The following is an 11,523-nucleotide window of genomic DNA, read 5'->3' on the forward strand; positions in this document are numbered from 1 at the left end:
GCACGTGCAGCTGTTTTAATTTATACTAAGAAAAAAGCGTTATTTAGTGTGATAGCTAACTAGTTCAACTCAAAGAAACGAAACAAGGAGATGGTCATGAACGTGATATACAGGGTGTTACTATCTATTGCAGTCATTCTTGCTGCGTTACTGTGTTATTCCGCAGGGAGTATGACAGGAGTGGTGGCTTTTTTCGTGTTAGGCATTATGCTAGAAGGGGTATTTTGGCTCGGCATTGGCAAAATTTTCAGACGAAAAGCGAGCTAATCAACGCCGTTTAGCTTTGTTTCCCGCTTGATGTCGAGCTGACGTGATTAGAATGACCTGCCATATTATTCGTTAGGGCATGGATTGGTTGCTGGCAGGGTCACAGGTCAGGGTTATAAATCAGGGTACTCGTCAACAGCCACTAACATATCTGTGATCAAGCGCCGTTCATCTTCAGTCAATTCTGGTCGCCATATATCAAATAGCAACACCACACGCTCGTCGTTGCTATGATTCCATGCTTCGTGCTCTACGCTGTCATCAAAAATAAGGGCTTTACCTTCCTCCCATTCTCGGGTTTGGTTTCCAACCCGTAAACCACCACAATCTTTCGGTACAATAATGGGCAAATGACATATCAACCGAGTGTTCAATAACCCATGGTGGGGGGGAATTTTAACACCTGCTTTTAGTTTGGAAAACAGCGCCACCGGGGTTTGCCCCGCGATGAAAGGTAAGGGAGCAGAATTAAGCGCTTGCGTAGTTATTGGGCACTGGCGAGTGATTGATTCGTCTAACTTACCATAATGCCATAAGTAGGCCGCTGACCAGTTTAAACTATCGACAATATCAAGATGTTTAACAAAATTTGGCTCATTGCTGCCGCTATCTAGATAGGGGGAAAACAGCTCTTTTCCTCCTAACATTACTTCTAGCTCTGCTTTTATTTCGGGTGTTTTTGCTTCCAACTCACCGAGCCAAGGGAACTCATCACGTTCAAAGAATGCTCTTTGAGGTAAACCTGGAAAGTAAAACCGTGTGGGTTGTTGCAGGAATATTTCTTTTTTACCAAAACTAATATCTAGCGCCTCATCGAAGCGACGACTTGTTTTACCCCGTTGATACCCCTTTTTTTGCAGCGCTTCGAGCAAGTAATCAGAATATTGATTATCATGCTTTTCACGAAGTGCTAAACCTCGTTGCAAACCGCGAACAATTTCATCGGGTAAGTTTTGCTGACCTTCTGTTAACTGCAACGCTCCTTCATAGAATGCTAGGGCGCTTCGCTCTTGCTGGTTATACGCCAGTTGGTCCGCCTTGAAAATTAATGCCTTGACGTTTTTAGGCTCTTTTGCCAACACGTTTTCGATCGCTGAAATAGACGCTACAAAATCTTCCAACTGAGAGCAGGCAAAGGCCAACCCAAACCACGCATGAGTGAGATTTGGTGCTTGGTTGCATAAGTGCTGAAAGCTATGTCTAGCTTGTTGTAATTTACCTTGTTGTAAAAGTGCGATGGCAGACTGCAGTTGCAGCGCATTAGAAGATGTGTCGCTCATGAGGTGTTCCTTATTATTATCGTGTTAAGCTACTTTCTTAGCGGCTAAAAAACAAGTTCCTGTTTTTGTTTTAGCACCTATTACTGCCTTTGAGTGCTTCAAATTTGCCCATGAAGTATCCACTAATTAATTAACTGGAAAATAAAAAGATGGCTTACGAAGACATTATTGAGTTTTGGTTTAATGAACTTACGCCATCCCAGTGGTGGCAAAAAAGTGCTGCTTTTGATGCCGAACTAAAGGAACGATTTTCCGACGAGCATCAGCAAGCGATACAATGCGAGCTGAAACATTGGCGTAGCACAGCGCTAGGGCGCTTGGCGGAAATCATCGTGATAGATCAGTTCTCGCGAAATATTTACCGCGATACGCCTCGGGCATTTATGTATGACCCGCTAGCACTTGCTTTAGCACAAGAAGCACTAGTCGTGAAAGCGGATGATGAACTGGGTGAGTCTCAGCGTAATTTTATGTACATGCCGTTTATGCACAGTGAATCCTTAACGATTCACCAGCAAGCACAGCCTTTGTTTGAAAACAAAGCAAGTCAACATACCTATAATTTTGAATTAAAGCACATGGCGATTATTCAGCGATTTGGTCGTTATCCCCATAGGAACGATATTTTGCAGCGCAATTCGACCGAAGAAGAGCGCAAGTTCTTAACCCAAGCCAATTCACGTTTTTGAACAATTGATACTTATAAAACCGTGAGCGGCTGCATTACTAACAGAAATAAAAAAGCAGGCACGAACGTGATATTCAAGCCTGCTTGTATTGCATCATAACCTAAGCTCAATCAGCTATTATTTGCTCTTAGGTGTGTCTTTATCTGTGCGATGCTCATCAAACCACCAAAGGATATAGCCGACCTTTGCCATTAAGTTACTTGGCCTAGCGTAAATTCCGTGTGATGCGCCCGGTATACGCACCATTGCTGATTCAACGCCCTGTAATTTCAACGCTTGATAATACTGCTCTGTTTCCGAAATCGGCGTGCGGTGATCTGACTCACCAGTGAGTAACATAGTGGGGGTGGTGACGTTGCCTACGTAACTGATAGGCGAGTGCTTCATGTATAAGTCTTGCGCTTCCCAAGGCTTTTTACCAAACCAATTCTTATAGAAAAACGGGTAAAAATCAGACGTTAATACAAAGCTGTACCAGTTTATTACCGGTTTAGCGACAACGGCTGCGGTAAAACGCTCGGTGTGACCCACAATCCACGCAGTCAAGGTACCGCCACCTGAGCCACCTGTCACAAATAAGTTTTTCTCATCGATTGCGCCTTGAGCAATCACGGCATCTACCGTGGACATCAAATCATCGTAATCCTGGCTTGGGTAGTTTTTATCGATAGTTTGCGCGAAGTCTTTTCCGTAGCTATCACTGCCTCGTGGGTTTGCGTATACCACTACATAACCTTGCGCTGCCATTAGCTGAATTTCAGTGGAAAAATGCGGCCCGTAATTGGCGACCGGCCCCCCGTGTATCTCTAAGATAAGCGGGTAGCGTTTGCCTTCTTTTTTGCCTTGTTCAAACCCCGGCGGGTAAGCAACCCATGCCTGAATAGGCAATTCGTCAAAAGACGACTTAAGGCTCAATGGTTTGATGCTTGCTATGTCTTTATGGGCGAGGGCATCTTCATTTAATTGGGTGAGTAACGTGGCCTTGTCACCTTTTTTGATAGCAATGTCAGCTGGGCGCTGTGGGTTTGAGTAAGTGAACGCCACGGTGCCATTGTTGGCTACATCAAACTCACCGCCCGAGTAAGGTCGCCCAAACGCCAAGCCGCCAACTTTGTCAGCAACAATCTTTCGGTCACCTTGTAAGGGCTGGTAAGCCACATAGGTTTCGCCGCTATCGTCATAACTTAGGTACACGCCTTTGCTATCGCTCGCCCATTGTATACTGCCTACCGAGCGGTCGAACTCAGAGGTAAGGGAGCGACTCACGCCACCATTAGCATCCATGATGTAAAGCTGAGTATTCTCGTAGTTAGTGTACTTTTCATCGTATCCCAAATAGGCAATCAATTTGCCGTCAGGAGAGACCAATGGGCTGTTATCTGGACCAATACGATCGGTTAGCTGCAGCATCTCGCCACTGGCTACATCCACCTTATATACGTTGTCATCGGTGAGCTCTAAATCACTGTCGGGGTGCCGATTTGCCGAGAAAACAATGGCTTTGCTATCGCTGCTCCAACTGATACTGCCCCCGTGGTTAAACTCACCTTGGGTGAGTTGCCGAGGGGTGCCGCCATCCGCTGAGAGTACAAAAATTTGGTTATTTCCTGCCGGGATATAACCCGCACCGTCTGCCCGATAAAATAAATCGTCAATAAAAATAGCCGAGTCCGCCCACTTGGCACCCTCCGGTTTGCCTGACAAATTCACGGGGGATTTAGGCGTGCCTTTCACAAACTGACTAAAGGCAAGCATTTTACCGTCGGGTGACCAGCTAAGATTAGACGGAGAGCCCGTTAGATGGGTCATTTGACCTGTTTGCCCGGTGTTTAGCCATTTGATGTGGATTTGCGCTGAGCCGCTTGCGGTCGAGATATAAGCTAACTTGCTTTCATCAGGTGACAAGGTAGGGCTGAAATCAGCATGTAAGCCATTGGTCACTGGAGTCATTACGTTATTTTTATCGACCTTCCAGATGTTGCCACGTTTTTTATCGTTTTGAATGTCCATGTAGTTACGCACGAAATAAACGGTTTCACCATCCTTGGTAATATCCAGGCCTGAGGCATATTCTAAAGTGAATACATCTTGCAGTTTGAGGGTGTTTTCTGTGGTCTGAGCCAAGGCGTTACTGGCCGTTATGGCCAATGGGCCAACCAGCATCGCCAGCGCGATCGATTTTTTGATTAATTTCACTTAAATGTTCCCTGTTGTTTTTGTTTTATTGGTTTTTATTTTTGAATAAGTTAGCACAGTCATTAGTTATCAAGAATACCCAATGAGACAGACTGCAAATGATGTCGTTCAGTTGCAGCACTCCAAGGCCAGATACAACAATGTTTAGACATGTTGTCGTCATTTTATGGCGCCTGAACTAAAGCAAATAGTGTAAAATTCGCTTTATCAGCAGCGGCATATTTATACTCAACAGATGAAATCAGAACAAAGTACGACAATAGATGTCACCAACATACCGGTCAACGAAGACATAACATGCAGTACGTGCCGAGCGAATTGCTGCCGCCTTGAGGTGATGTTGATAACTGAAACAGGCGTGCCGGAGAAATATATCGCGCAGGACAAGTGGGGCGGGGAAATCATGCTTCGTTTAGAAGACGGCTGGTGCGCAGCGGTCGACCGAGAAACTATGCTGTGCACCATATATGAGAACCGCCCGCTTATTTGCCGTGAGTTCGAGATGGGTGGCTTTGAATGTCTCGATGAACGAACATAACAAAATATCAAAAGCGCAAAGGCTATGAACTGGCGTTTTAGAGCGCTCACAGGCATTGACCCTATGGTTATGGGCGCATTTGGATATATAAGGGTTAGTGGTTTGGCCGCTCGGGTAGGGCGGCCTTTAATTTTGCCTCACTTACATTCAGTGCTTTGGCTACTTTGGCCAAATCAGCTTGGGGGCCGCCTGCATCGTCCATGGCTTGCATCAACTGCGCTTGCGTCACGCCAAGTTTTTCCGCTGCTTTATCGAATCCAGGGGGGGCCATATTACCGTCTCTACCCATATTTTGGGGGCGACCGCCACCGGGGGGCTCGTTACGGGTAATTTTAGTCCCTGCTGGTGGATGGGCGCCAACGCCTGCTTGGGCGGTAGTTGAGAAATTGTTTTTAGCCACCACGCCTTTTAAGCATTTAGGTAAATTTGGAAATGTATTGGTTGAATGGTAATGATAAGCGCTGATACCACTGTCGCCAATCAAGCCTGTGTGGCCATTGCATTCGTCTAAGTCTGTCGGCATAACATTATCGGCATCGACACTCCCATAAATGGGCACGCCATCAAAGGCATAACCGAAAAGGGCAGCTGGATCTTGGGTTAAGTTAGTGCAATTAGCCTCCACATGCTCATGTGCGTACACACTATCAATATCGCTGGACGTGCCGTGATAATGATACCAACCTCCAGGGTCAACATGGCCTGCACAGGTATCTAACGCAGGTAAATGGCCTGTGCGCTGCACACTGGGGGCATCTGAGAAAATCGGCACGCCAGCCAGAGCAATCCCCACTTTAGATACTACGCCTAACCGAGATGCTGACTCAGCCAATACGGGCGAGGTCGGTATCAATAAAGTGATTTTTACGTCTTGGTCTTTTGATACCTGAATACATGCGTGATCGACAGTGGGCTTGGCGGTGGCATTATCCACAATATGCACCGTGCCATCGTCATCATAAAAAGTGTAGCCTTGCTCGTTTAGCATGCTGAGAAAGTCTTTATCTAAGCGATATAAGCCTGCCTTTGAGCCGTCCCAGTCCCAAATGCCGCCTTTATCATCGAGGGTCTTAGGACAAAATGGGCCTATTTCCATCTCATCAGGCAGGTATTTCACCACCAATTTTGCACATTGGGCGTCATCGCCATTTTCTAATGTGCATGCCACGATTTCTGGTTGCTTGGCCAATGCATTAAGACTAAATAGATTGATATTCACTTGGGATGCATCGGTTGTTGTACTTTGCACCGCAATCGATTTTTGAGTCGATGGTTTTTCATCGCTGCAGGCGGTGATTGCAAGAGGGGCGGCGAGCGCAATAAACGCCACGCTAAGTGTATTAATCATTCGTGTTTTGTTAGCGGATAATGTGCATATATTACTGCGTGTTAATGTATGACAGCGGGTCATAGGGCACCTTGTGTAATGTGGTCGCATTAAACTCGATTGATATGAGTAGAGCTTAACCATGTTTGAATAGAGCAAATGTCGCTTAGATCAAACGTCGTTTAGACTAAACACCTATATGCGTGAATCAATCGCATTGATTGCTTGTTTAAGTTTTCAGAGGGTCGACATTCGCTACGCGTATAATAACGCATTTGCCAAGCAAGCCTTAGTGTATAACCCGTGAATATTGCCTTGAAGTGTGCAGAACTAGTGCAAATGTGTGACGGGATTTAAATAGGGAGGTATTACACTCGTTATGTTATTACGCGTTCAGACGCAGACTGTCGTGATAATAGCGAGAGCTTGAGAACTGAGCCCCTGCTTCTACATACACGTCATACTGCTGAGTTCGTCCGCAAGTGTTTGGGTATCTATCTCAGGCAGTGTTAGCCACAGTATTAAGCCGCCGCTGGGGGCGTACACATCAGCTTTTGTTGGTAACTGCGCATGTAAAAATGCGATGTATTCGTCACTGTTCAGCCTAAGGGCGCTACTCACCTTGTTTATACGCGTGGCGTTATATCCTTTGCCAATGTTACACGCCAGCACTAGCTATATAGGCTGATTAACCGCCCAGGGTTCTCTCTTGATGTTGACGAATACACTTATCGGTACCTCTGCCGTCACGCGCCGACCAATTCCCGGGCCTTTGCAAGATACATCAAACTTGGTTATACGATGATGCGGCGTCTGGTATTTTTGAGCGCTTAGTAAATAGAGAAGCCGAGAACCCCGAGGCATAGGCGCACCGATAGCATTGCCCTTGATTGCCATAAATGGCTAAACGTCCCCTACGGTTGTGGGTGTGTGTGGGCGGGGAACGCAACATATAGGCAAGATATGGATTTATTAAAACAGAGCTGTGAGGTGAGTGCGCCGTATTAAGCCACCCCTTAAAATACGGTGTCTCGTATGTCGATGGGCATCGAAAACTCTCGTCGTTTCCGCGCATTTCCGATGTGGCTGCACCGTACAGATAAATATACCTATTAAAGCCCTGCGAATTAACTGTTGTGCTGTTTAAACCAAACAATGACGTGGTTGGCATCACAAGTGGTGAATGCATGGCGAAATTGAATGCCTCAAGTCAGGTACTGTTAACCCGTGGGGCGTGGAAGGGCGAGCCTATTATTCGCGCTGCGTTAAGTAATTGGGCCACGACAGATGAGGATGTAGCGCAAGTTATTAGCGCTTTGGATGCAGTAACTTAAAACTGGCGCTTTATAGCCTGCACTTTATAAACCAGCATTTACACAGACAAAGCAGTGACAAAAGCGCGCTATGTATATAACGCAGGGAATAGGCATAACACGCTTTTGGGGTTCATAAGCTGTAATTAAAATGCGTAACTGACGCTGAAGGTTGCCGTTCTGGGTAAAATGTAACGACCATTGGGCGCGCTAGGATTACGTGGGTCACCTTCTGTTAATGCATCTTCATCAGTGATATTTTGCACCGCTAACTCGAAGGTTAATCCAGAGTCACCTTGCACTATGACCCCTACGTCGTATTTTTCATAACCGTCTAAAACGACCGTGTTTTCGTTATTGGCAAATCTATCATCGACCATAGAAATGGTGCCATATAAGGTGGCAAAGAAGTCTTCAAACTCAAAGTCATAGCTTGGCGTCAAGCGTACCTGCCAACCTGGTTGACGCTGTGCTTCATTACCTTTGTTAGTAGGGCTTTCAGTAATTTCAGTTTCTTGAATAGTCGAATTCAACGAGATAGAAAAACCGTTGTCTGCAAAGTAATTTGCGTCTATTTCAACACCATAAGCTTCGTTAGTCAGTGTTTGGACTGGAGCACCTGGTACTGCTTGAAAGCGGTCACCCTGTACTTCGTTGTAAAAGCCTGTGGCATAAACGGTGTAGTTCGCTTCAGCTAATTTATAACCTAGTTCTATTTGGGTCACGTCTGTGATCAAGTCTTCACCTGATGAGAAGCTATTAAAATTTTCTCGTAGGTCATCAAAGTAAGGCATTTTGCTGCCTTCGCTATAACGCAGAAAAACACCTCGTTCACGTTGGAACTGCCAATTCACCCCAGCGGTAAATGCCACGTCAGATTCATCATATTGAACCGCTTTGGTAATCATGCCGTCTAGGCCTTCATCTACGGTGTAATCAATGGTGTGGTTTTCATCACGCACCCCAACATCAGCGGTAAGGGTATCCGTTAACTTATATTCAAAAGCGGCGTAAATCGCTTTGGTTGTGCCATCCCCGGTGGCATTTAAATCGTAGTTCCAGTCGCAACTGTCTTGATTATCGTTACAATCGATACCCGTCAGATTCTCACCACTGGGGCGAATAACATGATATGACTGATTGCCGATGCTCCACCAATCATCTGATGAAAAGTTGGCAACATATAATCCTAAAGACGCTTTATATTTATCCGTTTGTTTCGTGACAGCCACATCATTGGTAAAAGATTCGATATCTTTACGGACTACCCAGCGACCAATTTGCTGGACTAACGTATCGCCGTCATATACGTCACCTGTTACGGCGCCGGTGGCTGATACACCATTATCAGCCACGCTCGATAACAGTGTTGGGTTGCCATTAGGGACTAAGCCGAAGGTATCGGCATCGCCAGATAGATGCGCGAAGCGATCAACAAATGTCCATCCTTCACCAAACTCTAGGTTCACACTTCCCCCTGTTACCGTGCCTTTAAAACCACGTCCTTCACCAAAATCGACTGATTCAGATGTGCCTTCTGGCCCATATTGAATCGTGGCTTGACGATTAAGTGTGCCAAGTTGGGTGTAGCTGTTATCAACGCCATCCACTAATGGGGTAGGTAAGTACCATGCACCGTGATCGTCAGTGGTGCGGGTGAAAAAGTTGATTTTACCGTTATCCAACACTTTAGTGATGTTAAGGGTGAACTGGTTGCCTTTTTCAGAGTTAAAGCCAGCATCACGAATGCCTGGGCTTTGCTGAACATAACCACCAAACATGAAGTAAAGATCTTCCGCTAATTTTCCAGAAACAACCGCATCAACACGTTGTAAGTCATAGTCTGAGGTGGAATATTTAATTGAGCCTTCAGTTTCATCAGACCCTTCTTTCAGCAAAAAGTTAGTGGTCAAACCGGGTTGGCCGCTGGATACTACAGAGGCTGGTCCACCGCGCAATGCATCGACGATGTCAATGGTTTCATCAATGCGAAACAGCGACGAATTTTCAAGGAAAGATAGTGTTGAAGGAGGAAAAATAGGCACGCCCTGAACTTGTAAGGTTAAAAACGGTGCATCGCCGCCGCCAGGAAATCCGCGAACGAATACATTAGCACCAGACACCCCACCTGAGCTCTCGGCCCAAACGCCAGGGATTGCTTTGAACAGGTCAGCTGTGCTTTTAGGGGCAAGTTTTTTAATGTCAGCCGCGCTGATAAGGGTTGTAGCGTAACTTGCTTCTACTTTGCGCACTGCAGTACCGCTGGCACTGCCCGTGACCACGATTTGCTCAATATAGTTATTCTCATTTTTGTTACTTTGGTCATCTTCTTGTTGCGCCAATACCGTGCTTGGCAACATCAGTGCCATCGAAATGCTCAGAGCTAGAGAATTCAGTTTGTGTGTTGTTAAATTCATGTGCTTGACTGTCCTGTTGTTAGTGTGGTGTTAACGATATGTATAAATGCAAACGATTGCAATTGGTATTTTGCAATCGTTTGCATTTAGTGTGGAATGTGTTGATTTCACAGGGAATTTGTTTGAGGCTTCTTGCTGGGGGAGGGTGTAGTCTTGTTTAAAAACGATTACACTAGACTTAGCAGGCTTTACTAATAATACCAATTCGCATAAATAAGTGCCGCCTCAGAATGCGTCCAGCGGTTTTTGATTAAGGCGTCGCTATGCAGTAATGGTTGTTCCCTTTCAAAGAGTGAGAACGCAGAGTAAAAGCCGCTGAGGCATTTCTTTTAAACGCTCGCTGAGTGCTCACTTTTCAACGGGCAATGGTATAAGTAGCTAATTCAATAATCGCGTGCAATGAATCAATAAATTTGGGTAATAGATTGAAAAGTAACAAAAAATTGACCTTGAACGACTTGGCTGGTCTGGCTGGGGTGTCTGCATCTACAGTATCTCGCGCGTTGAGTGACAACCCTTTGATTAAAAAAGACACGCGGGTACGCATTCAAGCGTTAGCGGCGTCACACAATTTTAGTATCAATACCGCCGCAAGTCGTTTACGCACCCAAAAAACCAAAGTAGTGGCGGTTATTCTTAACCTAATCGATCACACTGAACAGAGTATCAGCGACCCGTTTTTATTGAAAATTGTGGGCGATCTAAACCAAGCCTTAAATACCAGAGGCTATGACTTATTGTTATCTAATTCGTTTATGGCCACAGACAATTGGGCTAACTATTTTATTAACAGTCAGCGTGCAGATGGTCTTATCGTTGTAGGCCAAGGCAAGAGTGATGAAAAAGTAAAAGAAGTGGCTGAATCTGATGTACCTATGGTGGTATGGGGCGATCCAAAAACCGAGTCTAATTATGCCGCTGTCGGCAGTAATAATCATTTAGGCGGCGAGATCGCCACACAACATTTGATTACTGGTGGATGCAAAAATATCTTATTCTTGGGCGACCCTGAGCATATGGAGATGACTGGACGTTACCGGGGGTATCAAGATGCGCTTGAAGCGCACTCGATCACATTTGACCGGGCATTCACCGTCGCATGTGACATTACTAGCAGTGCAGCATATGCCAAAATCAGTGAACTTATTTTATCCAAAGGGCTGTTTTTCGACGGCATCGTCGCTTGTAGCGATATGGTTGCCTTAGGCGCAATGCGCGCATTGAAAGAACGTTACATTGGCATTCCTAGCGACGTTGCTATCGTTGGGTTTGATGACATTATGATGGCTGAATTGTCGTACCCTTCATTAACAACGATTAAACAAAATACCCAGCGTGCTGCACAAGTGATGGTCGACAAGCTAATTGCGCAGTTTGAAGGTAGAAAAGTCGACTCTTCTTTGATAGACATCGCACTAGTGGCGCGTCAATCAACGAAACATAACCCGTAAATACCAATTCAACATTTAAAGTATTATTGAATGCAAACGATTGCA

Annotated in this window: 10 protein-coding genes; 5 read left to right on the forward strand and 5 right to left on the reverse strand. The window is 45.5% G+C overall.

What is annotated here, in order from left to right; genetic code table 11:
- The first annotated feature begins 96 nt into the window (after nt 1-96).
- On the forward strand, nt 97-267 hold the full coding sequence (locus PATL_RS22795; protein WP_198136262.1) for a hypothetical protein: 171 nt from the start codon (nt 97-99) through the stop codon (nt 265-267).
- A 113-nt stretch (nt 268-380) separates the two neighbouring features.
- On the opposite strand, the gene PATL_RS09265 is transcribed toward PATL_RS22795, so the two are convergent.
- Nucleotides 381-1,547, reverse strand: a complete 1,167-nt coding sequence (locus PATL_RS09265) for an aspartyl/asparaginyl beta-hydroxylase domain-containing protein (protein WP_011574636.1) — start codon at nt 1,545-1,547, stop codon at nt 381-383.
- A gap of 149 nt (nt 1,548-1,696) precedes the next feature.
- On the opposite strand from PATL_RS09265, the gene PATL_RS09270 reads away from it, so the two are divergent.
- Nucleotides 1,697-2,236 (forward strand): DUF924 family protein, encoded by a 540-nt coding sequence (locus PATL_RS09270; protein WP_011574637.1) that lies wholly within the window; start codon nt 1,697-1,699, stop codon nt 2,234-2,236.
- Nucleotides 2,237-2,353: 117 nt separating this feature from the next.
- Here the strand turns inward: PATL_RS09270 and PATL_RS09275 are convergent, their stop codons facing one another.
- Nucleotides 2,354-4,432 carry a S9 family peptidase gene (locus PATL_RS09275; protein WP_011574638.1) on the reverse strand — a complete coding sequence of 693 codons (2,079 nt, stop codon included), beginning with the start codon at nt 4,430-4,432 and terminating at the stop codon, nt 2,354-2,356.
- Between the two features lie 235 nt (nt 4,433-4,667).
- Here PATL_RS09275 and PATL_RS09280 point away from each other — a divergent pair, with 235 nt between their 5' ends.
- Nucleotides 4,668-4,970, forward strand: a complete 303-nt coding sequence (locus PATL_RS09280) for a YkgJ family cysteine cluster protein (RefSeq protein ID WP_011574639.1) — start codon at nt 4,668-4,670, stop codon at nt 4,968-4,970.
- 94 nt (nt 4,971-5,064) lie between these two features.
- Here PATL_RS09280 and PATL_RS09285 read toward each other — a convergent pair whose 3' ends face one another.
- Together PATL_RS09285 and PATL_RS09290 are read right to left on the reverse strand one after the other, a co-directional pair.
- Nucleotides 5,065-6,381 carry a YHYH protein gene (locus PATL_RS09285; RefSeq protein WP_011574640.1) on the reverse strand — a complete coding sequence of 439 codons (1,317 nt, stop codon included), beginning with the start codon at nt 6,379-6,381 and terminating at the stop codon, nt 5,065-5,067.
- 363 nt (nt 6,382-6,744) lie between these two features.
- Nucleotides 6,745-6,969: a hypothetical protein gene (locus PATL_RS09290; protein ID WP_041713614.1), complete on the reverse strand. Its 225-nt coding sequence runs from the start codon at nt 6,967-6,969 to the stop codon at nt 6,745-6,747.
- Nucleotides 6,970-7,484: 515 nt separating this feature from the next.
- On the opposite strand from PATL_RS09290, the gene PATL_RS22800 reads away from it, so the two are divergent.
- Nucleotides 7,485-7,631: a hypothetical protein gene (locus PATL_RS22800; protein ID WP_198136263.1), complete on the forward strand. Its 147-nt coding sequence runs from the start codon at nt 7,485-7,487 to the stop codon at nt 7,629-7,631.
- Between the two features lie 125 nt (nt 7,632-7,756).
- Here the strand turns inward: PATL_RS22800 and PATL_RS09300 are convergent, their stop codons facing one another.
- Nucleotides 7,757-10,027, reverse strand: coding sequence for a TonB-dependent receptor (locus PATL_RS09300; protein WP_011574641.1), 2,271 nt, complete (start codon nt 10,025-10,027; stop codon nt 7,757-7,759).
- A 407-nt stretch (nt 10,028-10,434) separates the two neighbouring features.
- Here PATL_RS09300 and PATL_RS09305 point away from each other — a divergent pair, with 407 nt between their 5' ends.
- Entirely contained in the window at nt 10,435-11,478 is a 1,044-nt protein-coding gene (locus PATL_RS09305) for a LacI family DNA-binding transcriptional regulator (protein ID WP_081429930.1), read from the forward strand.
- Nucleotides 11,479-11,523: the final 45 nt, after the last annotated feature.

The organism is Paraglaciecola sp. T6c (assembly GCF_000014225.1).
Taxonomy (GTDB): Bacteria; Pseudomonadota; Gammaproteobacteria; order Enterobacterales; family Alteromonadaceae; genus Paraglaciecola; species Paraglaciecola atlantica_A.

Excerpts from the sequence above, each read along its gene's own strand:
- PATL_RS22795 (WP_198136262.1), top strand. The coding sequence starts at position 97 with ATGAACGTGATATACAGGGTGTTACTATCTATTGCAGTCATTCTTGCT.
- PATL_RS09265 (WP_011574636.1), bottom strand. The coding sequence starts at position 1,547 with ATGAGCGACACATCTTCTAATGCGCTGCAACTGCAGTCTGCCATCGCA.
- PATL_RS09270 (WP_011574637.1), top strand. The coding sequence starts at position 1,697 with ATGGCTTACGAAGACATTATTGAGTTTTGGTTTAATGAACTTACGCCA.
- PATL_RS09280 (WP_011574639.1), top strand. The coding sequence starts at position 4,668 with ATGAAATCAGAACAAAGTACGACAATAGATGTCACCAACATACCGGTC.
- PATL_RS09285 (WP_011574640.1), bottom strand. The coding sequence starts at position 6,381 with ATGACCCGCTGTCATACATTAACACGCAGTAATATATGCACATTATCC.
- PATL_RS22800 (WP_198136263.1), top strand. The coding sequence starts at position 7,485 with ATGGCGAAATTGAATGCCTCAAGTCAGGTACTGTTAACCCGTGGGGCG.
- PATL_RS09300 (WP_011574641.1), bottom strand. The coding sequence starts at position 10,027 with ATGAATTTAACAACACACAAACTGAATTCTCTAGCTCTGAGCATTTCG.